26 protein-coding genes are annotated in these 26634 nt (G+C 65.2%); 11 read left to right on the top strand and 15 right to left on the bottom strand.

Features of this window, described 5'->3' with window-relative positions; genetic code table 11:
- Window positions 1-32 precede the first annotated feature (32 nt).
- On the bottom strand, window positions 33-2804 hold the full coding sequence (locus JJB99_RS20860) for an autotransporter outer membrane beta-barrel domain-containing protein (RefSeq protein WP_246774933.1): 2772 nt from the start codon (window positions 2802-2804) through the stop codon (window positions 33-35).
- Window positions 2805-3155: 351 nt separating this feature from the next.
- On the opposite strand from JJB99_RS20860, the gene JJB99_RS20855 reads away from it, so the two are divergent.
- From JJB99_RS20855 to JJB99_RS20840, 4 genes are all read left to right on the top strand, one after another.
- Window positions 3156-3422 (top strand): hypothetical protein, encoded by a 267-nt coding sequence (locus JJB99_RS20855; protein ID WP_200494207.1) that lies wholly within the window; start codon window positions 3156-3158, stop codon window positions 3420-3422.
- A gap of 213 nt (window positions 3423-3635) precedes the next feature.
- Window positions 3636-4775 (top strand): helix-turn-helix transcriptional regulator, encoded by a 1140-nt coding sequence (locus JJB99_RS20850; protein ID WP_200494206.1) that lies wholly within the window; start codon window positions 3636-3638, stop codon window positions 4773-4775.
- 104 nt (window positions 4776-4879) lie between these two features.
- Window positions 4880-5176, top strand: coding sequence for a hypothetical protein (locus tag JJB99_RS20845; protein ID WP_200494205.1), 297 nt, complete (start codon window positions 4880-4882; stop codon window positions 5174-5176).
- Window positions 5176-5391, top strand: a complete 216-nt coding sequence (locus tag JJB99_RS20840; RefSeq protein ID WP_200494204.1) for a hypothetical protein — start codon at window positions 5176-5178, stop codon at window positions 5389-5391. The genes JJB99_RS20845 and JJB99_RS20840 overlap by 1 nt, the downstream gene beginning before the upstream one ends.
- Window positions 5392-5455: 64 nt before the next feature.
- Here the strand turns inward: JJB99_RS20840 and JJB99_RS20835 are convergent, their stop codons facing one another.
- Window positions 5456-6118, bottom strand: coding sequence for a BA14K family protein (locus JJB99_RS20835; RefSeq protein ID WP_200494203.1), 663 nt, complete (start codon window positions 6116-6118; stop codon window positions 5456-5458).
- A 246-nt stretch (window positions 6119-6364) separates the two neighbouring features.
- Here JJB99_RS20835 and JJB99_RS20830 point away from each other — a divergent pair, with 246 nt between their 5' ends.
- Window positions 6365-6772 carry an NADH:ubiquinone oxidoreductase subunit NDUFA12 gene (locus tag JJB99_RS20830; RefSeq protein WP_200494202.1) on the top strand — a complete coding sequence of 136 codons (408 nt, stop codon included), beginning with the start codon at window positions 6365-6367 and terminating at the stop codon, window positions 6770-6772.
- A gap of 481 nt (window positions 6773-7253) precedes the next feature.
- On the opposite strand, the gene JJB99_RS20825 is transcribed toward JJB99_RS20830, so the two are convergent.
- On the bottom strand, window positions 7254-7940 hold the full coding sequence (locus tag JJB99_RS20825) for a DJ-1/PfpI family protein (protein ID WP_200494201.1): 687 nt from the start codon (window positions 7938-7940) through the stop codon (window positions 7254-7256).
- A 91-nt stretch (window positions 7941-8031) separates the two neighbouring features.
- Between JJB99_RS20825 and JJB99_RS20820 the strand changes: the two genes are divergently transcribed.
- Entirely contained in the window at window positions 8032-8970 is a 939-nt protein-coding gene (locus JJB99_RS20820) for a GlxA family transcriptional regulator (RefSeq protein ID WP_200494200.1), read from the top strand.
- A gap of 19 nt (window positions 8971-8989) precedes the next feature.
- On the opposite strand, the gene bla is transcribed toward JJB99_RS20820, so the two are convergent.
- A complete protein-coding gene (gene bla / locus JJB99_RS20815) occupies window positions 8990-9949 on the bottom strand; it encodes a class A beta-lactamase (RefSeq protein WP_246774932.1) in 960 nt (319 codons plus the stop codon).
- Window positions 9950-9973: 24 nt separating this feature from the next.
- On the opposite strand from bla, the gene JJB99_RS20810 reads away from it, so the two are divergent.
- Entirely contained in the window at window positions 9974-10876 is a 903-nt protein-coding gene (locus JJB99_RS20810) for a LysR family transcriptional regulator (RefSeq protein WP_283815974.1), read from the top strand.
- Between the two features lie 46 nt (window positions 10877-10922).
- Here the strand turns inward: JJB99_RS20810 and JJB99_RS20805 are convergent, their stop codons facing one another.
- Window positions 10923-11930 (bottom strand): Na+-dependent transporter, encoded by a 1008-nt coding sequence (locus JJB99_RS20805; RefSeq protein ID WP_200494199.1) that lies wholly within the window; start codon window positions 11928-11930, stop codon window positions 10923-10925.
- 227 nt (window positions 11931-12157) lie between these two features.
- On the opposite strand from JJB99_RS20805, the gene JJB99_RS20800 reads away from it, so the two are divergent.
- Window positions 12158-13195 (top strand): DUF2155 domain-containing protein, encoded by a 1038-nt coding sequence (locus tag JJB99_RS20800; RefSeq protein WP_200494198.1) that lies wholly within the window; start codon window positions 12158-12160, stop codon window positions 13193-13195.
- Window positions 13196-13198: 3 nt separating this feature from the next.
- Here JJB99_RS20800 and aat read toward each other — a convergent pair whose 3' ends face one another.
- The 10 genes from aat to JJB99_RS20750 form a co-directional block, all read right to left on the bottom strand.
- Window positions 13199-13879 carry a leucyl/phenylalanyl-tRNA--protein transferase gene (gene aat, locus JJB99_RS20795; RefSeq protein ID WP_200494197.1) on the bottom strand — a complete coding sequence of 227 codons (681 nt, stop codon included), beginning with the start codon at window positions 13877-13879 and terminating at the stop codon, window positions 13199-13201.
- 48 nt (window positions 13880-13927) lie between these two features.
- Complete coding sequence (locus tag JJB99_RS20790) at window positions 13928-15031, bottom strand: sensor histidine kinase (protein ID WP_200494196.1); 1104 nt, start codon at window positions 15029-15031, stop codon at window positions 13928-13930.
- Window positions 15028-15468 (bottom strand): response regulator, encoded by a 441-nt coding sequence (locus JJB99_RS20785; RefSeq protein ID WP_200494195.1) that lies wholly within the window; start codon window positions 15466-15468, stop codon window positions 15028-15030. Before JJB99_RS20785 ends, JJB99_RS20790 begins: the two co-directional genes overlap by 4 nt.
- Window positions 15465-16982 (bottom strand): sensor histidine kinase, encoded by a 1518-nt coding sequence (locus JJB99_RS20780; RefSeq protein ID WP_200494194.1) that lies wholly within the window; start codon window positions 16980-16982, stop codon window positions 15465-15467. The genes JJB99_RS20785 and JJB99_RS20780 overlap by 4 nt, the downstream gene beginning before the upstream one ends.
- Window positions 16983-17087: 105 nt before the next feature.
- Window positions 17088-18446, bottom strand: a complete 1359-nt coding sequence (gene accC, locus JJB99_RS20775) for an acetyl-CoA carboxylase biotin carboxylase subunit (RefSeq protein ID WP_200494193.1) — start codon at window positions 18444-18446, stop codon at window positions 17088-17090.
- A gap of 82 nt (window positions 18447-18528) precedes the next feature.
- Complete coding sequence (accB, locus tag JJB99_RS20770) at window positions 18529-19026, bottom strand: acetyl-CoA carboxylase biotin carboxyl carrier protein (RefSeq protein WP_200494192.1); 498 nt, start codon at window positions 19024-19026, stop codon at window positions 18529-18531.
- Window positions 19027-19063: 37 nt separating this feature from the next.
- Entirely contained in the window at window positions 19064-19531 is a 468-nt protein-coding gene (aroQ, locus tag JJB99_RS20765) for a type II 3-dehydroquinate dehydratase (protein ID WP_200494191.1), read from the bottom strand.
- Window positions 19532-19759: 228 nt separating this feature from the next.
- Entirely contained in the window at window positions 19760-20626 is an 867-nt protein-coding gene (locus tag JJB99_RS20760; RefSeq protein WP_200494190.1) for a DUF1236 domain-containing protein, read from the bottom strand.
- Between the two features lie 232 nt (window positions 20627-20858).
- A complete protein-coding gene (locus tag JJB99_RS20755; protein WP_200494189.1) occupies window positions 20859-21626 on the bottom strand; it encodes a DsbA family protein in 768 nt (255 codons plus the stop codon).
- Between the two features lie 98 nt (window positions 21627-21724).
- The gene (locus JJB99_RS20750) at window positions 21725-23128 is read right to left on the bottom strand and encodes a M48 family metalloprotease (RefSeq protein WP_200494188.1); all 1404 of its coding nucleotides are present in this window, start codon (window positions 23126-23128) and stop codon (window positions 21725-21727) included.
- Window positions 23129-23336: 208 nt separating this feature from the next.
- Here JJB99_RS20750 and JJB99_RS20745 point away from each other — a divergent pair, with 208 nt between their 5' ends.
- The 3 genes from JJB99_RS20745 to JJB99_RS20735 all read left to right on the top strand — a co-directional run bounded on the left by JJB99_RS20745 (window position 23337) and on the right by JJB99_RS20735 (window position 26587).
- Complete coding sequence (locus JJB99_RS20745) at window positions 23337-24524, top strand: pyridoxal phosphate-dependent aminotransferase (RefSeq protein WP_200494187.1); 1188 nt, start codon at window positions 23337-23339, stop codon at window positions 24522-24524.
- An 87-nt stretch (window positions 24525-24611) separates the two neighbouring features.
- Window positions 24612-25169 carry a biotin transporter BioY gene (locus tag JJB99_RS20740; RefSeq protein ID WP_200500230.1) on the top strand — a complete coding sequence of 186 codons (558 nt, stop codon included), beginning with the start codon at window positions 24612-24614 and terminating at the stop codon, window positions 25167-25169.
- A gap of 83 nt (window positions 25170-25252) precedes the next feature.
- Window positions 25253-26587, top strand: a complete 1335-nt coding sequence (locus JJB99_RS20735) for a dicarboxylate/amino acid:cation symporter (protein ID WP_200494186.1) — start codon at window positions 25253-25255, stop codon at window positions 26585-26587.
- Window positions 26588-26634: the final 47 nt, after the last annotated feature.

Below are 26634 nucleotides of genomic sequence, written 5' to 3'. Positions count from 1 at the left end.
GAAGGGGGGCGCGCGCTCGATGGTCCGGATGCCTACCAGGAATAGCGCACGACGCCCTTGCCCGCATAGCTGCGCACCGTGCCGGCGAACTCGCCTTCGAACGAGGCGGCGGCGGACCAGCCATTCATCCACCGCATCTCGGCGGACGCTGTCGTCAGCGCTGAATCGTGCGGGCGAGCTGCGCCATTGACGACGAAGCTTGCGCCCGGCAGCGCCTGGAACGTTGCGCCGACCGAACGGTCCGAATTGAAGTCGTGGGCCCAGGCGAGCCGGCTCCGCAGCGTCAGGATGGCGCTGGAGACCGCGAACGACTTGTCGCCGCGAACGCCCAGTTCGCTGCGGCTGTCGGTGACGGTCTTCGCCGCGTAAGCGAGCGCAAAGACCGGCGTGCCTGCCAGCGCCTGCTCCGCGTAGGCGGGCAGGTCGAATGTGGTGAACTGCGCCGCAGCGTACGGGGTGAGACCGATGCCGCCGAGCCAGGGCGTTGCGAACCGGTAGCCGCCCTCGATGCGGCCCGAATAGGCGTTCGCGTTGAACTCGGCATGCAGCCGGTCGACGCCGGCGATGGTCACGATGCGATCGGTGGTGACGTTCTGAAAGCCGTAGGCGAGCGCGGCGGAGACGTAGGCCGGGCCGGATTTGTGGCGCACGAACGCGCCGGCCTGAAACAGGTCGGAGCGGCCATAGCCGCCATTGTCGACGGAGAAGCTCGTCCCGCCGCCGGCGAGTGCGAAGCCGGCAACCGTATCCGGCGAGAAGCGATAATCTGCACCGACGGCGATGCCGGCGAGGTTGCTCGTGGTGTTGTTGCTGCCAAGTGCGGCGTTTCCGTCCGTGGTCTGGGCGCCGCCGAAGCCCGCGCCCCACACGCTCCAGCGCCGATCGTAGACCTGCGCGACGGAAGCCTTGGCGAACATCGCGGCATAGGCATCACGTTCGAGGCGCGATGTGCTGCTTCCGCCGGTCTCGGCCGCGAAGGAGGACGTGCCGGAGGACGTCGTCGTCTCGCCGCGCCCGGCAATGAACGGATCGGTCAGGACGCCCATGAACTGATTCATGGCATTGAAGGTCGCCTGCTGGCTGCCGGTTGCGGCTTCGCCCGAGGCCTGGGTGAGGCCCGCCGCGCTCAGCATGCTGTAGACCGCCGGAATGCTGCCATTGGCGTTGAAGAAATTCGTCAGCGCGTTGGCGACGTTCTGCTGGTTGGCGTTGAGGCCGCCGGGAATGGCAAAATTAAGAAGGAGGTTCAGATAGACGTCGTTGGCATCGTAGCTCAGGCTCGCGCTGAAGTTCGGCGACAGGTTGGTGGTGAGACTGCCGAACGTGCCGTTGACGCCGCTGGGGGAGCTGAGGATGGTATATTGCTTCGAGACGTAGCTGCCCGGTGCAAAGACCGCCTGCACCGATGCGCCTCCAAGCGTTGCCTTCCCCTTGAAGGTGCTGGTGAAGCTTGAGGCCGACGGCGAGACTTCGACCAGGTAGGTCGATGCAGCGGTGAAGGACAGATTGAACTGCACAAGGAACGAATTGCCGGGCGCGAGCGTGCCGCCATTGACGACGAGATTGCCGACTGTGCCGGTGCCGCCCAGTATGCCGCCGGCATTCACGGTGACATTGCTACCGGACAGATCGCCGTTAACGAGCAACGTCCCCGCATTGACGTTCGTGGCGCCGTTGAACGTGCTGGCGCCGGTCGCCGTCCAGGTCGAGTCTCCGACCTTGTTGAACGTGGCAAAGCCCTGGTATTGCTTGCCCGAGCCGAGCCGTGAGAGGTCGAACGTCGCTGCGCCGCTGCCGCCGAGTTGGAGCGTGTCGCTGCCGGTGCCGGTCACGTTGCCCGAAATGACCGATCCGGGCGCGAGTGTCAGCGTGTTGCCGGTCCCGGCGAAGACGATCGCGTCGGACCCGCCGGTCACACTGATGGTCCCGGCGTTGAAGACGGATGAATTGCCGCCAAGGAGGTTGATTGCGGCAAAGGTGCCGCTGATGGTGCCGGCATTGACCACTGACCCGCTGCCGTTGGAATTGATTGCGTAGAGGGCGCCTGTGATCGTCGCGCCGGCATTGTTGGTAACGCTGACGTTGTTGTTGGCGTTGACGCCGATTCCGGTGCTTGGTGCGTCGGCGGAAATCGTGCCCGAATTGGTCACTGTGGCGGTGTTCACTGCTCCAATGCCAGAGATAGGCCCCGTGATGCTGGCGCCGGCATTGTTGACGACGGTCACGCTGTCGCCGAGGATACCGAAACTTGTGCCACCGCTGACGATTCCGTTGTTGGTGACGCTGATCGATGCGGAACCGCCTCCGATGCCGGAGGTTCCGGTGATCGTTCCGCCCGTGCTGTTCACGATCGTGGCGCTGGTAAAGACCGCGATGCCGCTTTGGGTCGAGCCGGCAATGGTCCCGGCGTTCGCGACAATTCCGGTGTCGAGTACCAATCCAAATCTGGTGCCGCTGATATTTGCGCCCACGCCGTTGTTGATGGTCCCGCTGGTGAAGGCGATGCCGTTGGAATTGGCGTTCGCGTTACCGGTAACGCTCGCGCCGTTGGCGACATTGACCGTGATGCCGAATTCTCCGGCGCCGTAGCCATTGGCACCAGCGCTGGTGCCCGGCGCTCCGGCGCCCTGATTGACGGTGGCGCCGGTACAAGTGGCGGTGACATTGTTCGTCGATGCCGGCGTGCAGGTGGCCCAAGCCGATGGTGCTGCCAGAAGCATCGACAGCGTCAGCGAGCCTGCGAATACACGGGTGAATTCGACGTCGCGGCGGCGCCTCGTAGCGTTACGGCTCGGCTTTGGCATTGCTCATTCCAATGTCTTGAGGTCAGGCAAGAGCTGTTTCGAATCGTGTGAACACGTTTGCGCATGTGAATACCGAACGGTTGCAGAGGCCGCGTCGCCCACCCGGGTGAGACGGCACGACTTCGCGGCAACCGTGGCGCGCACAGCACACCGGCAGCACTGGCTCGCAAGAGGACGAGAACGGTGCGCAAAGAAGAAGTGCACACGTCGTACGCCCGTCTCACCCGCCTGGATGATGACGCGTGATCTCAGCTTGACGTATTGCCGAGGTGTGATCCCGGTCGGGGCTTGCCGGAGATCTCGATCGCAACTGGATGCATGCCCGCATCCGGACGTGCGGGAGGTTCCACTATGACCAGACTTGCCATGCGCAGTAGGCATTCATCGAGACCAGCGTCCGCGCCTACGGAAGAAGATCGTCAGACCTACCGACGTTGGGCGCGCGCGTCCTATGTCATCGACTTCATGGTCTTCGCCGCGCTGCTGATCGGTTTCTCGCTGTACGACAGACAGACGTCGCGGACGGTTCGTAACGACCTGACAGCCGGTGTGAATGTGAAAGCGATGCCGCCGAGCCCGCAGAATACGAGCAGCGATCACGACGGTCACAACTTTTGATTGAATATGTGCTTAGAGCGGACAACCGACCAGCGTGATGAGCAGGGATGTCGCCGTCGAAAGGAGATTGAAAACGGATATTTGACCGACATCAACCCTGCCTCACCCGGTCGGGTGAGGCCTCGCTGCCGCGAGTCGCCGTATCATCATGATACCGCCCTAGATTGCGCGGACGGCCGTCGGCTGTCGGCAGCCTCAGGCAGGGAGAGTGCCGTGAATTTCTCCAGTGACAAGATCGAGAAGATTCTCGACCTGATCTACGACGCCGCGGCCGATAACGATCTGTGGCCGCATGCGCTCACGGCGGTCGCCGATCTCACGCATAGTGAGGGCGGCATCCTGTTCGGTCAGTCCTACACCGCGCAACGGATTTACTTCGATTTCAACGGTCGCCTGAACGAAGAGTGCAACCGCGCCTACCAGGAGCGGCATATGCAGAATCCGTGGTCGCGTTACATGGAAAGCCAGCCGACAGGACGGCTGGTGCTGTCGGATGAAGCGGTCTCGCTCGGGGAGCTTCAGCGGTCCGCGTTCTTTGATGAGGTGTTGCGGCCGCAGGAGATCGCCCACAACGGAATGATCGCGCTGGCGGCGCGCGACGACTTTCGCGCCGCGTTCAACATGTGTCGCAGCGCGCGTCGGGGCATGTTCGATCCCGACGAGCAGCGGCTTTTGGAATGGTTGTCGCCGCATCTGTGCAGGTCGGTGACGCTCGGGTTTCGGATCGACGGCTACCTCGCCATGCAGCAAGCAGCATTCGACGTCCTGGATCGGCTTGCTGATGGCATCGCCGTGCTCGATCGCAAGGCGCGGGTGCTGTTCGTCAATGCCGCCGCCCGCCGCATGGCGGAGGAAGGCGTGCTGCGGCTACACCAGTCTGTCGGGACCCATTCGTCGGCGCATTCGCAGCGGCTGAATGAGCTGATCCGCTCCGCGCTGCAGGGGGCTGCTGGCGGCACCATGAGCTTGCCGCGCCAGCTCGACGGCCGCCTTCTGACCATCCTCGTCTCCGCGATCCGGAGCAAGGATCTCGGGCGGCTCTCGGATGCCGGCGTCAAGGATGCCGCCGTGCTGCTGTTCGTCGTCGATCCAGCCAAGCGGCGCTCGATCCCGCTCGGGCAGATCATGGACGCCTACGGCCTAACCCACGCCGAGGCGCGGGTGGCGCTCGCGGCGTCCTCCGGCAACACCGTCCTGGAGACCGCGCAATCGCTGAAGCTGTCTCCCAACACCATCAAGACGCATCTGCGCCGCGTCTTCGCCAAGACTGCGACGGGACGGCAGGCAGAACTCGCCGGGCTGATCGCATCGATTGGCAGCGTGCGGATCGGGGAAGCGGACCAGGAACAGTGATGCCTCACCCGCCCGGGTGAAGACGGCGGATATCGCGATCCGCTAAATTCCGTGCCGAAGCAAGTCCGCGCCGCTCGTGCCCGATGCGGCCGGATGAAATCGCAATGAGGTCTGCCGTGCGGTGGGTGGAAGTGGCTGGCTACATCGCCTCGTCGCTGGTGTTCCTGACCTTCTACATGCGCCGCATGGTGCCGCTGCGGCTGGTCGCGCTCTGTAGTAATGTCGCCTTCCTCACCTATGCCGTCGCGCTTCATCTTGCACCGATCGCGATCCTCCATGGCGCGCTGATTCCCGTGAACATCATCAGGCTGATCGGTGCGTTGCGCGAAGACGCTGGCAATCGGCGGGACGGCGATCCGAACGCGACCCGGTATTTGCCGCGCCGGTCAGGGATTGCGTGATGCCGAAGGGATCGCACGAGGCCGGTCGTCGCGCATCCGTGGCGATAGCGGCTGTTGCTCGTCCGACGCCGGAGGAGCTTGCGGAGTTCGAACGGCTGGATGCCACGGCGCCGCTCGACGAGGAGGGGCATCCGGCGTGGTCGTTCGAGGGGCAGCCGCTGACGGGGCGCGAGCGGCGCTGGCTCGAACTGTATCGAAGGCTGAGGATGCCGTGAGGTGGCCCGAACACCGGGCGGCGACGATCAGTCGCCGCCCGGGAAATGGTCTTTTCATGCTGCCTTACGGGCAGGGATGGCGCAGGCCGTCATAGCCGAGATAGGTGCCCGAGGCCGGGTCGTACGATTGGTAGCGCTGCGCGCAATAGGCAGCGGAGTCGCCGCCGGTGTCGGGTACCACCGCGACTGACGGCTCATCATAATAGGTGTCGCCGTAGTAGTAGGGATCATCGTAGTAGCCGCCGCCGTAATAGGCGTAGGAGCCGAGGCCGCCGATCGCGGCGCCTGCCGCGAAGCCAGGCCAGAAGCCGCCGCCGCGATGATGCCAGCGGTGACCGCTCCAATTGCCGCTGCCGCCCTGCCAGTTGCCGCCCGCAGCTGCGAACCGGCCGCCGCCGCTAAACGTACCTCCCGCGCTTGGGCGCATGGCAACACCGGCGCTCGGGCGCATGGCTGCGCCACCCGCGAAACTGCCGCCACCGCCACCGACCCGTGGGCCAGCGCTGAAGCCGCCGCCGCCCATGCGGGCACCGCCGCCAAAGCCGCCACCACCGAAGTGAGCGCCTCCGCCGCCACCGCCGACATGGACGCCGCCACCGCCACCGCCGAAATGGGCACCGCCGCCGCCACCCCCGCGACCGCCCTGGACCTGGGCGAAGCTAGGGCTTGCCAACGGAAGCATCAACGCCACTGCCGCGGTGGCACTCAAAACCTTCAGACTGTTCATGATCGAACTCCTTTCCCGAAAGCCAACCCGATGAAACAGAGGTAGTTCCTGGGATCACGCTGGTTTGCGCCTGTCGCGAAGCGTCTCACCTCGCCGCTGTACCGGGCATGAACGGATCGAGACCGATTTGCGGCGCCGCCGGCGGCGCGGAGCACGGCATTTGCGAAGGGCACGGGCCCGCCGGCCGAACTGGACATTTTGCCGTCCGGATGGCATCAGGGCCCGACGAAGCAGGGCCCTTGCCGCATGAAACAATTCTTTCTGAAGTTCTTCACCTGGTGGAATGGCCAGACATTTGGCACCCAGCTCTGGACCAGCCGCTACGGCGAGCTGGTCGGTGAGGACGAGCAGGGCAACCGCTATTATCGCACCCGCGGCGGGGAGATCGATCCGACACTCGGCTTCGAGCGGCGCTGGGTGATCTATAACGGCTATGCCGAGGCGAGCCGCATTCCGCCGTCCTGGCACGGCTGGATTCATCATGTCGTCGACACCCCGCCGACCGCGATCAACTACCAGCCGCGGGAGTGGGAAAAGCCGCACCAGCCGAATCTCACCGGCACGCCCAAGGCCTACCGCCCCTCGGGCTCGACGCTCGCCAGCGGCCGGCGGCCGAAGGCGACCGGCGACTATCAGCCCTGGACGCCCGGCTAGCCGTCCGGACGCAATCCTTATCATCCGGTTGGATGCACCCGCATCCGCCCGACGCCGCTGTGGACAACGGGAACAGCGGGGATGGCGCCTGCGCGCTCGTTGCAGCGGCCCCGGCATTGCGGCTCAATGATCCCATCTTACGGAGATGGGAGACCATCGCGTTCGGTTCGGGCAACAGTTCGCGACTGCCCCGAGATGCAGCGGCCGCCGAGTAAGGACTCGATCGGGAGATAGGCCCCCGGTCTTGAAGTTCCGAAATCGCCCGATGGGAATGTGCGCCGCCGTGAGACAGGAAAGGCCGCCTGGGAAACCGGGCGGCCTTTTTCTTGTTGGGTGAAAGTCTCCGTGCCCCGGACGCAGGCGCAGCGCTTCTTCAGCGGTGCGCTGCAGAGCCGGGGCCCACTTTGCAGCGAAATCCGTCCCGCGATGGGTCCCGGCAGCGCAAGAGCGCTGCAGCGCGTCCGGGACACGCCAGCCGAGATTACCTCAACCGCTCGGCTGCGCGCCTGGCAGCATCGAGACGCCGCGCCTGGAATGGTGCGACCCGCTCCTTCATGAGCGCGAGCACTTCGGCCGGTGCGGTATCGGGCGAGCCGGCATTGAAGGGCGGCGCGGGATTATATTCGAGGCGGAGCTGCACGGCCTCGGCCGTGGTGCGGCCGACCAGCAGCGACACCAGCGTCAGCGCGAAATCGATTCCAGCGGTGACACCGCCGCCGGTCACCCGATTTCGATCGACGCAGACCCGCGTCTTGGTCGGGGTCGCACCGAACAACGCCAGCATCTCCATTGCACTCCAATGGGTCGCGGCATTGTAGCCTTTCAAGAGCCCGGCCGCGCCCAGCACCAGCGATCCCGTGCAGACGGACGTGACGAATTTGGCGCCCGATGCCTGCTTGCGGACGAAGTCGATTGTCTCCTCGTCATTGAGGAGAGCGTCGGTGCCGAAGCCGCCGGGAATGCAGATCACATCGAGTTGCGGGCAGTCGGCGAATGTCACCGTCGGCGTCAGCATCAGTACGGAATCGCTCGGCACCGGATCGAGCGTCTTCCAGATCAGGTGCACGGCCGCGCCGGGGACTGATGAAAACACCTGCAAGGGACCGGTGAAGTCGAGCTGGGTGACACGTGGAAACACCAGGAGACCGATCTGGAGCGGTGCCGACATGAGGACCTCCAATGAAGAGCTTGACGGGCGCAAAATGGCATGATGCTCTCCTGTCCAAAATGGCATATTTCCCTCACTTTCGGACATGACCATGATCGGCATCCTGATCTTCCCGGACTTCCAGCTGCTCGATGCGGCGGGCCCGATCTCGGTGTTCGAGATCGCAGCACGCGCCAGCGGCAAGCCGCTCGCGCTGCGGGTGCTGGCGCTGAACGCAGGCGCCGTGCGCTCGTCCTCCGGCGTCGAGATGATGGCGGGCGGCTTCAAATCGGCGAACGCGATCACGACGCTGGTTGTCGCCGGCGGCGCGGGCGTATCGGCCCCGGCGCGCTGTCCCGCTACGCTCGCCTTCGTGCAGCGGCTGGCCAGGCGCGGCGTTCGCGTCGCGAGTGTCTGCTCGGGCGCCTATGTGCTGGCCGAGGCCGGACTGCTCGACGGTCGCCGCGCCACTACGCATTGGGGCCGCACCCGCGATTTCGTCGCGCGCTATCCGAAGATCAAGTTCGAGCCGGACCAGATATTCACCCGCGACGGCAATGTCTGGACGTCGGCCGGCATCAGTGCCGGCATCGACCTCGCGCTCGCGATGGTCACCGAGGACCACGGCGAGGAGATCGCGCGGGTCACCGCGCGCCAGCTCGTGCTCTATCATCGCCGCAGCGGCGGCCAGTCGCAATTCTCATCGCTGCTGGAGTTGAAGGCGCCGAATGGCCGCTTCGGCGCATTGCTGTCCTGGGCCCGCGAGAACCTCGACGCGCCGCTGACGGTCGAGGACCTCGCCGATCGCGCCGGCATGAGCGCGCGGCATTTTGCCCGCGCCTTCGCCGCCGAGACCGGCACGACGCCGTCCAAGGCGATCGAGCGGCTGCGGCTCGAGGTCGCGCGCGAGCGCGTGCAGTCCTCGCGCGAGGCGATCGAGCTCGTCGCCGAAGTGACCGGCTTCCGCGATCCCGAGCGCATGCGGCGCGCCTTCATCCGCGCCTTCGGCCAGCCGCCGCAGGCGCTGCGCCGTGCGGCGCGGGCGGGGTAGGGCGCGAGCACACGATTTGTCAGCCAAAGGCCTTGCCGACCTCCCGTCCGACGGATGCGATCAGATCGTTTCGTCCATTCGGGTCGAGCGTGGCGCCGGTGAGATAAACCGCGACGATGAGGGGCGAACGCTCGGGCGGCCACACGATGGCGACGTCATTGGTGGTGCCATGTTCGCCTGCTCCGGTCTTGTCGCCCACGCGCCAGCCCTGCGGCAGGCCGGCGCGTAACCGACTATCACCGGTCTTGTTCGCGATGAGCCATTTGACGAGTTGATCGCGGCCCTCCGGAAGCAGGACGTCACCGAGCAGCAAGCGCCTGAAATTTGCGGCCATCGCATTCGGGGTTGTGGTGTCGCGGGGATCGCCTGGAGTTGCCTCATTCAGTTCGGTTTCGGTCCGATCCAATCTCGTCATCTTGTCGCCGAGGCTCCGCGCAAAGCTGGTCAGCCCGGCGGGGCCGCCGATATTTTTCAGAAGTGCGTTCCCGGCCGTGTTGTCACTCCTGGTGATGGCGGCGTCGCAGAGTTCACGGAGCGACATTCCCTCTCCGCCGACATGCTCGCGGGTCACGGGCGAGTTCTCGACGATGTCGGTCTGCTCGATACGAACGCGGCGTTCGAGGCGTTCCAGCTTGCCGTCCGCCTCCTTGAGGATTGCTGCCGCAGCCAGGACCTTGAATGTGCTGCACAGGGGAAAGCGTTCGTCTCCCTTGTAATCGATCGGAACGCCTGTCGTCGTGTCGAGCACGGAGACGCCGAGCCGACCTCCACTCTTCACTTCCAACTGCTTGATGGCCTCGATGAGCGGTGCAGCTCCGCCTGGCGGAGCCGCCGAAACATCGGGCAGAAAGACACTTCCCGCGACCGCAAGTGCTGATGAGGCGAATTGACGTCGTGTCAGCACCGAAAACTCCCGTGAATAGCGGGAAGGTTTTGCGTCGGGCTCGAGCGATTGACAAACGATGGTTCGTAAGGCCATCCATAAGCAAAACTTGGATCAGACGTGGCCCGCCGTCCCGCCGACATTTCCAGTCTGCCCCTGAACGCGCTCCGCTCGTTTGAAGCGGCTGCGCGCCATCTCAGCTTCACCAAGGCCGGTCTCGAACTTCGGGTGTCGCAGGCCGCGGTAAGCCAGCAGGTGCGGACTCTGGAAGAGAGCCTGCGCGTCAGGCTTTTCAAGCGACTGACCCGCGGCCTTGCTCTCACCGAAGAAGGCGAGGCGCTACAGCCTGCAATATCGAGCGCCTTCAGTCAGATCAGTCAGGTGCTGGATCGGTTCGAGAACGGTCGAATGCGCGAGAGTCTCGCCATCGGCGTGGTCGGAACGTTCGCGTCCGGCTGGCTCCTTCCGCGCATCGGGAGCTTCACCTCGAGCCATCCGCATATCGATATCAGGATCTTTGCCAACAACAACCGTGTGGACCTTGGCGGCGAAGGACTGGACTACGCCATTCGATTTGGCGACGGTGCGTGGCACGGGACCAATGCCGAGCCTCTGATCGAGGCTCATTTCACCCCGATGTGTGCGCCTGATGTCGCGAAGCGCCTTAAAAATCCGGTCGACCTCCATAAGGAGGTGCTGTTGCGATCGTATCGCCCGGGCGAGTGGGCGCACTGGTTCGAGATGGTCAAATGCAGGCAACCGCGGATGACCGGTCCGACCTTCGATTCGTCGGTCTCTTTGGCGCATGCGGCAGCTCAGGGCGCCGGAGTCGCGCTTCTGCCGGTCGCGTTGTTTTCGGACGATCTGTCGCGCAAGCGGTTGGTTTGTCCCTATGACCGCCAGGTCCTTTTGGGGTCCTATTGGCTCACGTCGCTTAAATCAAAAAGGCTCTCGCCTGCGATGAAAGCGTTCCGGGACTGGATATTGGCAGAGTGCAAGAAAAAGAGACCGCGCAATCCATGAGGCGCCGGGGTCTGCCGTGGCTTCCAGCGAGGCCATTGTGCAGTCGTCAAATTGGGCTGCCCGGGACCGCCATGCGGGACACCTCCGCCCTTGCGGTCAATCGCCGCGCAATCGGCATCAGCATGTAGGGCGACAGGTGGATCGGAAACTGCGTCATCGCGAAATAGAGCCAGGTCGTGGCCGGCAGCGCGCCGGCAGTCGCAGCCAGCATCAGGCCGAGATTGCGCTGCGACACCATCAGGCCGAGCGCCAGCGCGCGCTCATAGCCGATGCGGCGGAAGATCAGCGTCGTCACCGCCAGCAGCGTGAAGTAGACCGCGAAGGCCAGCAGCGCGACGCCGATCGTGACGACCGGATCGGTCAGCACGTCGTGGGCCACATCGCCCATGATCGCGGACGCGAATGCCAGCAGGATGATGATGTTGATGCCGTCGATCGGCCGCTTGTGGCGCTGGATCGCCGCCGCGCCGGCGAGGCGCCGGATGATGGTCGCGCCCAGCAGCGAGCCTGCCAGCAGGCCGAGCAGCTTGAGGCCCAGCGCCAGCGGGGTGACGCTGAGCTTGGCGCCGAGAAACAGGCCGGCGAACAGCGTGGCGGTGAAGGGCACCAGCGCCGTCGAGGTCACCAGCGTGATCAGCACCAGCGTCGCATCGAGGCCCATCATGGCGGCGAGCGCGGGCGATGCCATCATCGGTGAGGCCATGCCCTGCAGCATCAAGCCGAGGAAGAGGCCGGGGGCGCGGTTGTCGAAGCCGGTCGCCCAGGCGATCAGCCCGACGATCAGGGGCACACCCAGCGTGGTCCATGCGGTGGCGGTCGCGACCAAAGCGGGCCGGCGGAAATGGCCGTAGAGCGCGGCGAGATCGACGCGCATGAACGAGATGCAGAGCAGGCCGACGATCGCCCAGGTGAGATAGGGTCGCAGCAGCGCGCCGATCGGCGGCACTGCGACCGCGATGAACACCACCGTCGCCACGGCGCGAGTGCCCTGGTCGCCAATCCAGGTCAGCCAGCGGATTGGAGCGGCGATGATGGCTTGGAGGGCGGGCGGCATTTCGATTGCGATCTCGTAGCCCCGGAACCTCCGAGGCTTCTGGTTGTCGTTGGGACGTCGTTTTCGGGGCAATACCCGCCGCGCGGCCCCGGGGAGAGGCGCATCAACTATCCCATCGGGGAGCCGGTCTGGCCAGCGGGCGGCGGGCAGGGCAGGAATGCCGCCCTTTCCCCGCCGTATTCGGCGTGTTAACCCGATGGCCTGCGAGCGGCGGTATCCCCTGTAAAATGTCCAACAAGCCCGATTCGCTGTTGAAGCCGCGCGAGATGTTCAAAAGCTTTACTCTGACAGGCCTTGCGGCGCTGCTGGCCGCTACCGCGCTGACGGTGGCGATGCCCGTGCAGGCGCAGATCGGCACGATCTTCTCCGATCCGCCGCCGCTGCGGCCGCCGGGCAGCATTCCGCGCGGCCAGCCGCAACCGCCGATGCCCGATGACGACGACGAGGAAGTCCCCGCGCTGCCACCCCAGGGCCGCGTGCTGCCCTCGCGCCCGATGCCTCCGCCGCCGGGACGGCAAGGCAACATCCAGGGCAATGCCTTGCCCGGGCCGGTCGAGAGCCAGCCCCTGGCGCCGCCGCCGGGCTCCGCCGCCGCTCCGCCCAATCAGCCGCCCTCCGTGGCGGTCGCTCCGCCCAATCCGCCGGGCACGCCCGGTCAGCGCCCGCCGCAGCAGAAGGGCGCACCCGGCGGTGCCGTGCCGCAGACACCGGCAAGCCTGCAGCCGGGCGACGAGGTCGTGACCGAACCGCCGGCCCAGAAGATCGTGAACAAGAAGGCGACCTTCTCCGGCCTCGACAAGATCACCGGGCGCATCATCAATTTCGACGAGGATATCGGCGAGACCGTCCAGTTCGGCGCGCTGCGCGTCAAGACCGACGCCTGCTATACGCGCCCGGCGACGGAAGCCGCCAATACCGACGCCTTCGTCGAGGTCGACGAGATCACATTGCAGGGCGAGGTGAAGCGCATCTTCTCGGGCTGGATGTACGCGGCAAGCCCGGGCCTGCACGGCGTCGAGCACCCGATTTACGACATCTGGCTGACCGACTGCAAAGAGCCGCAGCAGACCGTGGCAACCGCTGCGCCCGATCCCGCCACCAAGCCGGCCGCGCCACCGCCGCCTGCGCAGAAGAGGGCCGCACCCAAGCAGGTCCAGCAGCGCCCGCCGCAGCCTCTGCCGCCGCCGCCGCAAGCGCAGCCGGCTCCGCCGCAGCCGGAGCAGCAGCGGCCCGGTCTGTTCAATTTCCCCGGCTTCGGCCGCTAGATCCTATTGCCGCGAGGCGATGATCTCGAGCGCGCGGGCGCCCGGGATTGCCTCGCCGGCGGAGAGCCGCAGGAAATCGCCGGGATCGCCGGCCAGCGCCTTGTCGAGCAGGCCGGTGTAGCGCCGCCGTGAGATTTCCACCGCGCCAAAGCTCTTCAGATGCTCGGTGACATATTGCGTGTCGAGCAGCTCGAAGCCGCCGTGGATCAGCCGCGCGACCAGGTGCACCAGTGCGACCTTCGAGGCATCGCGCACGGTGTGGAACATGCTCTCGCCGAAGAAGGCGCGCCCGAGGCTGACGCCGTAGAGCCCACCGACGAGCTCGTCGCCCTGCCAAGCCTCGACGCTGTGGCAATGGCCGAGCTCGTAGAGGCCGCCATAGAGGTCGCGGATGCGCTTGTTGATCCAGGTGTCCTCGCGCCCTGCCTGCGGCGCGGCGCAGCCGGCGATGGTCGCCTTGAACGCGGTGTTGACGGTGACGCGAAACGCATCCGAGCGCACGGTGCGCGCCAGCCGCGAGGCGACGCGGAATCCATCGAGCGGGATCACGCCGCGCAGTTCCGGCTCGACCCAGAACAGGGTCGGATCGTCGGCGCTCTCCGCCATCGGAAAGATGCCGCAGGCATAGGCGCGCAGCAGCACGGCCGGCGTGATTTCAGACGAGGCGGAGTCGCGCGAAGTCATGACGCAACAATAGCAGGATCGCAATTCGGTTGCGATGGGCGGCGCGGGTCAGCTCGCGGCGACATTATTTGCTTTGCCGGGGGCGGCGGGCGCGCGGCGGAACCTCAGCACGATGCGGGTTCCTGAATGCGCGGGGTCGCGCTCGACGGTGGCTTCGAGCTTGGAGGCCATCGCTGCGACGATGCGCTGGCCCATGCCGGTGGAGCGCGGATCGGCCTTGCCCTTGTCGCCGACGCCGTCGTCGCTGATCGACAGCAGCAGGTCGTCTCCTGTCGAGCTCAGCTCGACATGGATCGGGCCGGCGCCGTCAGGATAGGCGTATTTCACCGCGTTCATCACCAGCTCGTTGACGATGATGCCGACGGCGACCGCGCGGTCCGGGTCGATCTCGATCGGTTCGGCCTTCAGCGTCAGGCGCGACATCCGGTTGCCTTCGGCCGAGCGGCGGAGATCCTCGAGCAGCGAATCCAGATATTGGTTCAGCACCACGCTCTTGAGGTCCTGCGAGGTGTAGAGGCGGCGGTGCACCTGCGCGACCGCTGCAACGCGGCCCATCGCATTGGTCAGCGCCGCCTTGACCTCTTCCCGCGCGGCGGAGCTCGCCTGAAGGTGCAGCAGCGAGGCGATGATCTGGAGCGAGTTGCCGACGCGGTGATTGACCTCGCGCAGCAAGAGCTCGCGCTCGGCGGCGAGCGCGGCGTAGCGGTCGCGCGAGGCGTGGATCTCGGCTTCGGCTTCCTCGCGCGCCTTCTGCAACTCGGCCTGGCGCAGCGCGCCCTCGGCCGCAACGTGGAGCAGGGGGATGAAGTCGCCCTTGACGTCCTTGACGAGATAATCGGCCGCGCCCGCCTTCAACGCAGTCACCGCAATGGTGGAATCCTGCGAGGCCGTGACGAACACGACGGGCGGCGCGCCCGCGATGGCCATGATCTGCTCGAGCGTCTCCAGCCCGTCGAGCCCGGGCATATACTGATCGAGCGCCACGACGTCGATGCCGCCATCGGTCCCCGCGCGGCGGATGCGTTCGAGGCCTTCCTCGCCGCTTGCAGCATGCACGACCTTGTAGCCGCGCCGCGTCAGGCCGCGATCGACCAGGCGCGCCAGCGCATCGTCGTCATCGATGTAGAGCAGTGTTGGCGTGCGCTGGTTCATGGGGCGGCGGGAGGGACCTGGATGACCGAGAAGAACAGGCCGAGCTGCCGGATGGCATTGGCGAAATTCTCGTAATTGACGGGCTTGGTGATGTAGACGTTGCAGCCGAGCTCGTAGCAGCGCTTGATTTCCTGGCTGTCGTCGGTGGTGGTCAGCACCACCACGGGCGAGGCCTTCAGATATTTGTTCTCCTTGATCTGCTTCAGGATGTCGATTCCGGTCATGTCGGGCAGGTTGAGGTCGAGCAGGATCAAGAGCGCATTGCCCTTCTGCACGAGGCCGCTGCCGTCGGCGCCGAACAGGTGCCTCATCGCGTCGCTGCCGTTGGCGAAGGAGATGATCTCGTTGTTGACGCCGGAGCGGCGGATGTTGCGCTCGATCAGGCGGGCATGTCCCTCGTCGTCCTCGATCATGATGATGCTGACGGGCTGAGTCATCGATCTGCGTTCCGGTTGCTGGCGTTCCAGGCGATGGGCAGTGTGATCGTGAACGTGCTGCCCGCGTTCAGTTCCGACGATACCGACATCGTGCCGCCGAGGCGGCGCACAAGTGCACGCACGTGGGCAAGACCTATGCCCTGGCCGGGCCTGTCCTGGGTTCCCGCCCTGCGGAATAGGTCGAAAATCCGCTGGTGATCCCTGGGATCGATGCCCCGGCCGTTGTCGCTGATCTCGAAGATAGCGTATCCGAGTTTGGTGCGCCCCCGGATTCTGATCTCGCCGGGAACGTCGGTCTTGAGATATTTGATCCCGTTGTCGATCAGATTGGAGAAGATCTGCTCCAGCGCAAGACGGTCGCTGACCAGATTCGGCAGCGGCTCGACATGGATCTCGGCCTGCGCCTCGGCGGCCTGATGCGCCAGTGTCGAGACGATGGCCTCGATCAGCTCGCGCATGTCGATCTTCTCCGGCTTGAACTCGCGCCGGCCCTCGCGGGTGAGGTTGAGGATCGCCGAGATCAGGCGATCCATCTTGGCGATGGAGGACTTGATGAAGCCGAGCGCCTCGGAAAAATCCGCCGAAAGCTGCTGGTCGGGGCCTGTGAGCGAAATCTCGCCAGCCGCCGGCGGCGGCCCGCCGGCCGCTTCATGGGTGAGGCTGCCGATGCGGCGGAAAATGTCGCCGCCAAGCTCTTCGAGTTCGCTGGTGAAGCCCATGATGTTGACGAGGGGCGAGCGCAGATCGTGGCTGACGATGTAGGCAAAGCGCTGGATTTCGTCGTTGGCCTCGCGCAGGTCTGCCGTGCGTTCGTCGACGACAGACTCAAGGTTGAGGTTTGCGTCGCGCAGACGCGTGTCAGCTTCATCGCGCGCACGTGCGGATCGGCGGACCAGCCAGATCGAGATCAGCGCCAGCAGCACGACGAGGCCCGATCCGATGCCCGTCATCGATGCGGCGAGCGTCTGACTTCGATCGGAGTTGGCAGTCCGGATCCGGAACAGCCGCTCCTCTTCGCGGATCATCGCGTTGGCCAGGTTGCCGATCGTGGTCGTGGTGTTGCTTGCGGCGGCCTCGCGGACCAGCGCAATGGCCCGATCGGGTTGATCCTGCCTGACGAAATCCATCTCGCGCGAGAACTGGTCGAGCCGCGTTCCGATCGCTGCTCTCAGCTTCTCGATGCTGTCGCGTTGCGCCGGATCGTCGCCGATCTGACGCGTAAGCTTGTCGAGCGCCGGAATGATCGCTGCGACGGCCTTCTCATGGTCCGACTGGAAGTCCGGTCCCCGCGTCAGGAGAAAGCCGCGGGCGCCGCTCTCGGCGCGACGGACTTCAAGCAGCAGGGTGTTGATCTGATTTTCCACCTCGATGGTGTGGATCACCCATTTGCTGTCCTCCCTGGCCTTGTTGACGAGATAGACCGAGCCGGCGCTGATCACGGTCAGCACCAAGAGGCCCGCCGCGAACAGCAGGATCTGCCAGATTGCGCGCCGCCGGAGGGACTCAGCCGTCACGACGGTCTCGCCTCACACAAACGACGGAATGCAAAGAGGCCCCCGAGAGCAGTTCCAACTGCTCAGAACGTCCGCGAAGGCAAAGGGTTCCAAAGCGGCTGGACGTTATTTGGGAGCAGGTTCCGCCTTGCCGGCGAGATACTGTTCCAGCCAATGGATGTGGTAGTCGCCATCGATGATGGCGGCCTGGCGGACCAGGTCACGGAACAGCGGCAGCGTGGTCTCGATGCCCTCGACCACCATCTCGTCCAGCGCCCGGCGCAGCCGCATCAGGCATTCGGCCCGGGTCTTGCCATGGACGATCAGCTTGCCGACCAGCGAGTCGTAATATGGCGGGATCTGGTAGCCCTGATAGACCGCGGAATCGATCCGCACGCCGAGCCCGCCGGGCGGGTGATATTGGGTGATGCGGCCCGGCGAGGGCCGGAAGGTCTGCGGGTTCTCGGCGTTGATGCGGCACTCGATGGCGTGGCCGATGATCTGCACCTCAGTCTGCTTCGCCGGCAATTCGCCGCCCGCGGCGATGCGGATCTGCTCCAGCACGAGGTCGATGTCGGTGATGCTCTCGGTGACGGGATGCTCGACCTGGATGCGCGTGTTCATCTCGATGAAGTAGAACTCGCCGTCCTCGAACAGGAACTCGATGGTGCCGACGCCGAGATATTTCATCTCGCGCATCGCTTTCGCGCAGGTCTCGCCGATTTTGGCGCGCGCGGCGGCGGCGAGCACCGGTGAGGGCCCTTCCTCCCAGACTTTCTGGTGACGGCGTTGCAGCGAGCAATCGCGCTCGCCGAGATGGATGGCGCCGCCGCGGCCGTCGCCAAGGATCTGGATCTCGATGTGGCGCGGCTTCTGGAGGTATTTTTCCAGATAGACCGATGCGTCGCCAAAGGCCGACTTGGCTTCATTGGCCGCCGTCGACAGCGCGACCTGGAGGTCGGCCTCGCTGTGCGCGACCTTCATGCCGCGGCCGCCGCCGCCGGCCGCCGCCTTCACCAGCACCGGGAAGCCGATTTTCTTCGCGATCGCCATCGCATCGTCGTCGGGGCCGACCGCGCCGTCGGAGCCGGGCACCACGGGGATGCCGAGCTTCTTGGCGGTCTTCTTGGCCTCGATCTTGTCGCCCATCAGGCGGATGTGCTCGGCCTTGGGGCCGATGAACTGCAGATTGTGCTCCGCGAGAATTTCCGCGAAGCGCGCGTTCTCGGACAGGAAGCCGTAGCCGGGATGCACGGCATCGGCGCCGGTGATCTCGCAGGCCGCGAGCAGCGCGGGCACGTTGAGATAGCTGTCCTTGGACGGTGGCGGGCCGATGCAGACGCTCTCGTCCGACAGGCGCACATGCATGGCATCGGCGTCGGCGGTGGAGTGCACGGCAACGGTGGCGATCCCTAGCTCCTTGCAGGCGCGCAGGATGCGAAGGGCGATCTCGCCGCGATTGGCTATGAGGATCTTGTCGAACATGTTGTCCTGCAGCGAATGGCGAGTGGCGAATGGCGAGTAGGGAAGGCTGATGCCATTCGCTATTCGCTATTCCCCATTCGCGTCACTCAATAATGACCAGCGGCTCGCCGTACTCGACCGGCTGGCCGTCGTCGACCAGGATCTGTGTCACCGTACCGGCGCGCGGCGAGGGGATCTGGTTCATGGTCTTCATGGCTTCGATGATCAGCAGCGTCTGGCCGACCGAGACCTTGCTGCCGACCTCGATGAACGGTTTGGCGCCGGGCTCCGGCGCCCAATAAGCGGTGCCGACCATCGGCGAGGTGACGGCGCCGGGATGTTTAGACAGGTCGGCTGCGGCCGCAGCGGGCGCTGCAACGGCGCTTGCTGCCGCCGGCAGGGCGGCGGGAGGGGCTGCGACCGGCATCGGCATGGTCGCGGCGACGCTGATGTTGCGGGCGACGCGCAGGCGCAGGCCCGCACGTTCAATCTCGATCTCGGTGAGGCTGGTCTCATCGAGCAGCAATGCGAGCTCGCGCACGAGCGCGGAATCCTCGCTGGAAAACTTTGCGGCTGCTTTATCGTCTGGCTGGCGCGCCATGTTGTTTGATCCGAATGTTCTGTGTGATGAGGGAGCGTCAGGCTTTGGACTTGATGCCGAGCCTGGCGGCAAGGCCCTGGATGGCGAGGCGGTAGCCCTCGATGCCGAAACCGCAGAGCGAGGCGAAGGCCGCGCGCGCGGTGTAGGAGTGGTGACGGAAGCTCTCGCGGGCATGGATGTTGGTCACATGCACCTCGACCGTCGGGATCTGCACCGCCAGCAGCGCGTCGTGCAGCGCGATCGAGGTGTGCGAATAGCCGCCCGCATTGATGATGATGCCCTTCATCTTGCGCGCATGCGCCTCGTGGATGAAATCGATCAGCTCGCCTTCGCGGTTGGACTGGCGGCAGTCGGCCTTCAGGCCGAAGTGTGCTGCCGTCTCCCGGCACAGCGCCTCGACATCGGCCAGCGTGGCATGACCGTACTTCTCGGGCTCGCGCGTCCCCAGCATGTTGAGGTTCGGCCCGTTCAGGACGAGGATCGTGTCGGTTGCAGGTTCAGCCATTCCAATCCCGGAAAGAGGTGCTTCGGCGTGGCGGCGGTTATAGGTAACAAAGCGCCCCAGGGGAAGCCTCGAAGGGGCTCCGGGGGTGCATCAAGCCCCTCATCCAGAGCGCAAAAACCTGTGCGGAAGATACGGAAATTGCTTGTTAACCAGTCCTAACCATGGCTGCGGCCGAATGCAAAGGGGGCGGGCATTGCTGCCCGCCCCTGAGGTTGCCGGTATCCGGCCTTAGGCGTTCAGGACCGCCACGATCTCGTAGGTGTCCGGATTGATGATCACGATCTCATCCCGGACCAGGACGTACTTATAGGTCCGCCACTCCGGATAGATCGTCACGACCCGCGACGGCAGGGCGTGCAGCTCGATGCCCTCACGCGGAATGCGCGTGCCGACCGAGATCGAGAAGTTCACGTTGGTGACGGGCCGCACGTGCTCCTCGCGGATCACCGACGTGATCTGGGTCCGCTGCTCGGTCGAGAGCTTGGCGCCGGCACCGGCCTGGCCAACCGTCGTGTTGGTCTGACCCTGGGCGTTCTGGTTGGTGCTGGTGCCGGTCTGACCCTGAGCGTTCTGGTTGGGGCTCGTGCCGGTACGATTCTGGTTCTCGGCGTTGTTGGTCGAGGTGCCGGTCTTGCTGCCCTCAGCCTTCTGGTCCTTCTGGGCGCCGGACTTGCTGGTGTCCTGGCTCATGCTCTTGGACTTGTCCTGCTGACCCTGCGCACGCTCGTCGGTGCGCTGGCCCTTGGTGGCGCCGGACTTGTCCTCAGCCGCGTTCTTGTTCATCTCGCGGCCCGAATGCTCGTCCTTCGTCGCGCCCGAGGACTTGTCCTCGGCCGAGGTGCCGGACTTCATGCTGCCGGAGCCGCCGGCCTGGCCGACGGTGCCCTTCTCGTGGGTGGATTTGTCTTGTGCGGATTTCTCCTGGGTGGATTCCTTGCCCATCGAGCCGCTGCGCTCGGCCGCGCCGCCCGAAGACTGCGAATGCTGCGTCTGCGCGCCGCCGCTGTCGCGGCCCATGGTGCCCTGTGCGTTGGCGAAACCGGTGCCCGCGACCAGCGCGAGCGCGGCAACCGAGATCATAAAGCGATTCAACATCGAATTCTCCTCACGTGTTTTCTTCGCGTCATTGCCCGCGCCACCAACGAAAGGGGATTTGAGTTGTTCCGGAACTTCGCCTGTTCCGCGGCATTTGTTTGTTGAATGCCGGATGAATGACTTTGCAGGATCGCGCCAAGGTTTGAACCAAGGTGTGAGCCACGGTTTGGTGCAAGAAAAAGGCCGGCTTTTCAGCCGGCCTTTTGCGTTTGCTGAAGCGTAGAACACCTGATCAGCAGGTTGCCTTGCCGCAGCGGGCGACGCCGATCTTTTCCTTGAGGCCTTCGAGGCCGACGGCGCCGATCACGATCTGCTTGCCGATCACGTAGCTCGGCGTGCCGTTCATGCCCATGGCCTCCGCAAGCTTGAAGTTCTCCTCGATGGTGGCGCGCACCTCAGGGTTTTGGATGTCCTTCTCGATCCTGGCGGTGTCGAGGCCGGCCTCCTTGGCCGCCTGCATGGCGCGCGCCTTGTCCGCGGCGCCGCGGCCGCCGAGCAGCCTCTGGTGGAAGTCGAGATACTTCTTGCCGGTGGGGTCCTGCATGCGCACGGCGACCGCGACCTGCGCCGCCTCGACTGAACCCTGGCTCAGCACCGGAAATTCCTTCAGCACGACCTTCAGCTTCGGATCGCTCTTCATGAGGTCGAGCATGTCGCCCATGGCGCGCTTGCAGTAGCCGCAATTGTAATCGAAGAACTCGACGAAGGTGACGTCGCCGTCCTTGTTGCCGAGCACGACCTGGCGCGGCGAGTTGAAGATCGCATCCGAATTCTGCGCGATGCTGGCCTCGTGCTTCTTGGTTTCGGCGTCGGCCTGGCGCTTGCTGAGCTCGGTCATGGCCTCCTCGAGCACCTCCGGGTGGGTGACGAGGTAGTTCCTGACGATCGCCTCGATGTCGGTGCGCTGGGCATCGGAGAAGCTGTCGGCCGACGCGGGCACGGCTGCACCGAACATGGCGAGCGCAAACAGCGCGGGAGCAAGCAGGCGCAGCGAAGGCATAGGCAAATCCTCTTATCCAAAGCAGGTTTCGGGATGCGTCCCGGCGGACTTAAGCTCGATGTCGTGACGTCGTAGTGTCGGGCGTCGGTTGGGTCGATCTAGTTGCGCGGCGGCTTCGCCGCCACGATGTCGTCGGCCTTGACCCATCCGGGCGTGCCGACGGCGAAACGGGTTTTCGCGCGCGTGGCAAGCTCGCGGGCGGTCTTGTTGTCGCCGCGCAAATAGGCGGCCTGGGCCGAGGCGAGATCGGCCTCGGCATAGTCGCCCTTCCGGCCATAGGCCATCGCGAGCTGGGTATAGCCGAGCGGCGCCTCGGGCTCGCGCGCCACCGCGGCGCGGAGAATCCGAACGGCGTCGTCCGTGTAGGCCTTATTATCGGTTCCAACCAGAGCCTGCCCAAGTAACATCTCGATGAGGGGCGCATTGTTGGAGAGCGCGACCGCCTTGCGCAGCGGGGCGATGGCCTCGGCAGGCTTGCCGCTCTCCAGCAGCGCCTGGCCGCGCACCTCGTAGAAGTACGGGTTGTTGGGCTGGACCTGGATCAGGGCGTCGATCTGGGCCAGCGCGCTGCGTAAGTCCCCGTGCAGATAGGTGCTGATGGCGCGGGCATAGCGCGCCGGCAGGCTCTCGTTGGTCTGCGGATAGCGGCGATACACCGTCTCCGGCCGCTCCATGAACGCGGAGATCTTGGCACGCACCATGTCGTGGCGGAGCTGCAGCGCGGGATCGTCCTTCTTGTCCCAATAGGGGCTGGAGCTGGCGAATTCCTGGAGCGCGGCGACGCGCTCGGCGGGCATCGGGTGCGACTGGAGATAGGGATCGGCGCCGCGTGCGGCGAACAGGCTTTCGCCGGTGAAGCGCTTGAACGTCTCGTACATGCCCTTCGGCGATTGCTGGGTCGCTGTCAGGAATTTCACGCCGGCGCGGTCGGCGTTCTCCTCCTGCTGGCGCTGGTAGGACAGCAGCGAGCGGCGGATCATCTCCTGCGGGGCGGCGATCGCGGCCGCGCCGGCATTGGCGAGACCGTTATTGCCCGCGCTGTTGCTGCCACGAGTGCTGCCGACGGCAATCGCGCCGGCGCCGAGCAACATCGCGATGATCATCTGGGTCTGGGCGGTGGCGAGCTGCTCGCGCAGCTTGGACAGGTGGCCGCCGGCCAGATGCCCGGTTTCGTGCGCGAGCACGCCGATGATCTGGTTTGGCGTCTCCGACTGGAGGATTGCGCCGTAATTGACGAAGATGCGGCGGCCGTCCGCAACGAACGCGTTGAACGAGGCGTCGTTGAGGATCACCATCTGAATGTTCTGCTTCTCCAGACCGGCGACGCGCAGGATCGGGCGGGTGTATTCGCGCAGCAGCTGCTCGGTTTCGGTGTCGCGCAGCACCGGCGGCCCCTTGGCCTGTCCATGCGCGGCCGGAACCGGCAGCAGCGCGATCGCCGCGGCCGTGACGAGGGCAGTGAGGGCGGAGGCCTTCTTGCGCAATGCGATCTGGGGCAACATCAGGCGGTCTGGGTCAAACGGTCTTGGTCAGGCGTTCTTGCAAAGCGGTTTCGTGATTGGTTTTGGCGATTGGCGGCGGACCGGATACGCGATATGCCCTTGTGAGCCGCACTCCTTATGAGCCGTACAATGCGGCCAGTCTGGGGCGCAAGCGCCCCGTTTTTTACGGACCGGACGGACCGGTCCGCCAGCGAAATAGCAGAAATCGATGCACCATGCGACATTGAGGAACCGGTTGGGGCAGTGGCTCGAGCCCTCCCGCCGCAGCGATGTTCCCCCCTTCATGGTGATGGACGTCATGGCCGCGGCAGCCCGAATCGAGGCCGCCGGCGGCCACGTCATCCATATGGAGGTCGGCCAGCCCGCGGCGGGTGCGCCGAAGACCGCGATCGCGGCGGCCCATGCCGCGCTCGAGGCCGGGCGGATCGATTACACCTCGGCGCTCGGCATTCCTTCCTTGCGCGCGCGCATCGCCCGGCATTATCGCGATGTCTATGGCTGTGACGTCAGCCCCGAGCGGATCGTGGTGACGACGGGCTCCTCCGGCGGGTTCATCCTGGCGTTCCTGTCGATGTTCGAGCCGGGCGACCGCGTCGCCGTGACGGTGCCGGGCTATCCGCCGTACCGCCACATCCTCACCGCGCTCGGCTGCGAGCCGGTGCTGATCGAGACCGCCGACGAGACGCGTCATGCGCTGACGGGCGAGGCGCTGCTCGCCGCCCATCGCAAGGCGCCGCTCAAGGGCGTGCTGGTCGGCAGCCCCGCCAATCCGACGGGAACGATGATGTCGCGCGAGGCGCTCGCCGGCCTGATCGCAGCGGCGGAGGATGCCGGCATCCGCTTCATCTCCGACGAGATCTATCACGGGCTCGACTACGCGTTTCCCGCAGTGACGGCGGCGGCGCTATCCGAGCACGCGCTGGTGATCAACTCGTTCTCGAAATATTTTTGCATGACCGGCTGGCGCGTCGGCTGGATGGTCGCGCCGGAAATTCTGGTGCGCCCGATCGAGCGTCTCCAGCAGAACCTGTCGATCTCGGTGCCGGCGCTGTCGCAGATCGCGGCGGAGGCGGCATTCGACGGCGCGGCCGAGATGGAGGAGATCAAGCACGGCTATCAGGAAAACCGGCGCATTTTGATCGAGGGATTGCCCAAGGCGGGCCTTCGCAAGTTTCTGCCTGCCGACGGTGCATTTTATCTCTATGCCGATGTCTCCGACTTCACCTCCGACAGTTTCGAGTTCGCCAAGCAGATGCTGGAGCAGGCCAACGTCGCGGCAACGCCAGGAGTCGATTTCGATCCTATCCACGGCCGCTCGTTCATTCGTTTTTCCTATGCGCGCTCGGCGGAAGAGATGCGCGAGGCAGTTGACCGGATCGCTCACTGGCTTAAATAGCCGCCAGTTTTGGAAAGCCTTCCGGAGTTCAACTTGTCTGACCCTTCCTTGCCGTCCGTCACTTCGCATTCTCCTCTCGCCGCCCTGATGTGGCCGACCCGGCCGGGTGAAAGTGTCGGCGCAGTTCGCGCCGTCGTGCTGATCGCGCTCGGCACCGCCTTGATGGCGCTATCAGCCAAGGTGAACCTGCCGCTGCCTTACGTGCCCATGACGTTGCAGACGCTGGTGGTGCTGATGATCGGCGCTGCCTATGGCTGGCGCCTTGGCAGCGCAACCATGATCGCCTACCTCGCCGAAGGCGGAATGGGACTGCCGGTGTTCGCCAGCCCGGTCGGCGGGATTGCACCGCTGGTCGGTCCGACCGCCGGTTATCTGTTCGGCTTCGTTGGCGCCGCCTTCATCACCGGCTGGCTCGCCGAGCGCGGCTGGGATCGCAGCGTCGTGCTGTTGTTCGCAGCGATGGCAGTTGGTCATATTGTCATACTGGTGGCCGGGTTCGGCTGGCTTGCTTTTGGTCTCGGACTCGGCGCCGCGAAGGCCTGGCAAGTCGGCGTTGCGCCATTTATTGCAGCCTCGCTGGTCAAGAACGCGCTGGGCGCGACGCTGATGCCGGCGGCACGCCGGATCGTCGATCGCCGCGGCTAAAGCGCGCCAAAACGAGCAGTTCCGATTGACAGAGCCGGCCAAGTTGATCTTGGCTGGCTCCGAGTTTGAGGGGGAGTGAAACAATGACGACGACAACGATGGCGGCGGCGCCTGCAGCGCCAGCCGCAGCCAAGCCGTGGTACAAAATTCTCTACGTTCAGGTGCTGATCGCCATCGTGCTCGGCGTCATCGTCGGCTCGCTCTGGCCGCAAGTCGCCACCAACGACTGGATCAAGGCGCTCGGCGACGGCTTCATCAAGCTGATCAAGATGGTGATCGCGCCGATCATCTTCTGCACCGTGGTCTCCGGCATCGCCCATATCCAGGACGCCAAGAAGGTCGGCCGCATCGGCGTCAAGGCGCTGGTCTATTTCGAGATCGTCTCGACCTTTGCGCTGGTGATCGGACTGATCATCGGCAATCTGGTGAAGCCGGGCGCCGGCTTCGGCAGCGGCGCGGCCAACGAGGCGGCCGTCGCCAATTACGCCAAGCAGGCCGCCGGTCAGAAGTCAGTCGATTTCGTGCTGCACATCATTCCGGACACCGTGGTCGGCGCCTTCGCGCAAGGCGAGATCCTCCAGGTGCTGCTGTTCTCGGTGCTGTTCGGCTTCGCCATCATGGGGCTCGGCGAGCGCGGCCATTCCATCCGCAGCTTCATCGACGATGCCGCGCACGCGGTGTTCGGCGTCATCGCGATCGTGATGCGCGCGGCGCCGATCGGTGCGTTCGGCGCGATGGCCTTTACGATTGGCAAGTTCGGCACCGGCGCGATCCTCAACTTGATCGGACTGATCGCGACGTTCTACGTCACCGCGGCGCTGTTCGTGTTAGTGGTGCTCGGCATCATCGCGCGGATCGCCGGCTTCTCGATCTTCAAGTTCCTGGCCTACATCAAGGACGAGCTGCTGATCGTGCTCGGCACCTCGTCCTCGGAAAGTGCGCTGCCGTCCCTGATGGAGAAGCTGGAGCGGCTCGGCTGCTCCAAGTCGGTGGTCGGCCTCGTGGTGCCCACGGGCTATTCGTTCAACCTCGACGGCACCAACATCTACATGACGCTGGCGACGCTCTTCATCGCGCAGGCGCTCGGCTACGATCTCTCCTTCAGTCAGCAGCTCACGATTCTGGTCGTGGCGATGCTGACCTCGAAGGGTGCCTCGGGCATCACCGGGGCGGGCTTCATCACGCTGGCGGCAACGCTCGCCGTGGTCGATCCGCGCCTCGTGCCGGGCATGGCGATCGTGCTCGGCATCGACAAGTTCATGAGCGAGTGCCGCGCGCTGACCAATCTGTGCGGCAACGGCGTTGCCTGCGTGATCGTCGCCTGGTGGGAGGGCGAGCTCGACCGCAACAAGCTCAACGCCAACCTCTCCAGGCAGATCGATCCGACCGACATGGAAACGGCCGTCACGACGGACTGATGTGCAGCCGGCGCCGGCGCCGTCAGAGCTCGAAGTCGCAGGGCTGG

This window comes from Bradyrhizobium diazoefficiens, from assembly GCF_016616235.1.
In the GTDB taxonomy this organism is placed as follows: Bacteria; Pseudomonadota; Alphaproteobacteria; order Rhizobiales; family Xanthobacteraceae; genus Bradyrhizobium; species Bradyrhizobium diazoefficiens_H.
Note: the sequence above shows the minus strand (reverse complement) of the source record. Positions and strands in the feature narration are given on the sequence as shown.

Coding starts and splice junctions, on each gene's coding strand:
- JJB99_RS20860 (WP_246774933.1), bottom strand. CDS start 2,804: ATGCCAAAGCCGAGCCGTAACGCTACGAGGCGCCGCCGCGACGTCGAA.
- JJB99_RS20855 (WP_200494207.1), top strand. CDS start 3,156: ATGACCAGACTTGCCATGCGCAGTAGGCATTCATCGAGACCAGCGTCC.
- JJB99_RS20845 (WP_200494205.1), top strand. CDS start 4,880: ATGAGGTCTGCCGTGCGGTGGGTGGAAGTGGCTGGCTACATCGCCTCG.
- JJB99_RS20840 (WP_200494204.1), top strand. CDS start 5,176: ATGCCGAAGGGATCGCACGAGGCCGGTCGTCGCGCATCCGTGGCGATA.
- JJB99_RS20835 (WP_200494203.1), bottom strand. CDS start 6,118: ATGAACAGTCTGAAGGTTTTGAGTGCCACCGCGGCAGTGGCGTTGATG.
- JJB99_RS20830 (WP_200494202.1), top strand. CDS start 6,365: ATGAAACAATTCTTTCTGAAGTTCTTCACCTGGTGGAATGGCCAGACA.
- JJB99_RS20825 (WP_200494201.1), bottom strand. CDS start 7,940: ATGTCGGCACCGCTCCAGATCGGTCTCCTGGTGTTTCCACGTGTCACC.
- JJB99_RS20820 (WP_200494200.1), top strand. CDS start 8,032: ATGATCGGCATCCTGATCTTCCCGGACTTCCAGCTGCTCGATGCGGCG.
- bla (WP_246774932.1), bottom strand. CDS start 9,949: ATGGCCTTACGAACCATCGTTTGTCAATCGCTCGAGCCCGACGCAAAA.
- JJB99_RS20805 (WP_200494199.1), bottom strand. CDS start 11,930: ATGCCGCCCGCCCTCCAAGCCATCATCGCCGCTCCAATCCGCTGGCTG.
- JJB99_RS20800 (WP_200494198.1), top strand. CDS start 12,158: ATGTCCAACAAGCCCGATTCGCTGTTGAAGCCGCGCGAGATGTTCAAA.
- aat (WP_200494197.1), bottom strand. CDS start 13,879: ATGACTTCGCGCGACTCCGCCTCGTCTGAAATCACGCCGGCCGTGCTG.
- JJB99_RS20790 (WP_200494196.1), bottom strand. CDS start 15,031: ATGAACCAGCGCACGCCAACACTGCTCTACATCGATGACGACGATGCG.
- JJB99_RS20785 (WP_200494195.1), bottom strand. CDS start 15,468: ATGACTCAGCCCGTCAGCATCATCATGATCGAGGACGACGAGGGACAT.
- accC (WP_200494193.1), bottom strand. CDS start 18,446: ATGTTCGACAAGATCCTCATAGCCAATCGCGGCGAGATCGCCCTTCGC.
- accB (WP_200494192.1), bottom strand. CDS start 19,026: ATGGCGCGCCAGCCAGACGATAAAGCAGCCGCAAAGTTTTCCAGCGAG.
- aroQ (WP_200494191.1), bottom strand. CDS start 19,531: ATGGCTGAACCTGCAACCGACACGATCCTCGTCCTGAACGGGCCGAAC.
- JJB99_RS20760 (WP_200494190.1), bottom strand. CDS start 20,626: ATGTTGAATCGCTTTATGATCTCGGTTGCCGCGCTCGCGCTGGTCGCG.
- JJB99_RS20755 (WP_200494189.1), bottom strand. CDS start 21,626: ATGCCTTCGCTGCGCCTGCTTGCTCCCGCGCTGTTTGCGCTCGCCATG.
- JJB99_RS20750 (WP_200494188.1), bottom strand. CDS start 23,128: ATGTTGCCCCAGATCGCATTGCGCAAGAAGGCCTCCGCCCTCACTGCC.
- JJB99_RS20745 (WP_200494187.1), top strand. CDS start 23,337: ATGCACCATGCGACATTGAGGAACCGGTTGGGGCAGTGGCTCGAGCCC.
- JJB99_RS20740 (WP_200500230.1), top strand. CDS start 24,612: ATGTGGCCGACCCGGCCGGGTGAAAGTGTCGGCGCAGTTCGCGCCGTC.
- JJB99_RS20735 (WP_200494186.1), top strand. CDS start 25,253: ATGACGACGACAACGATGGCGGCGGCGCCTGCAGCGCCAGCCGCAGCC.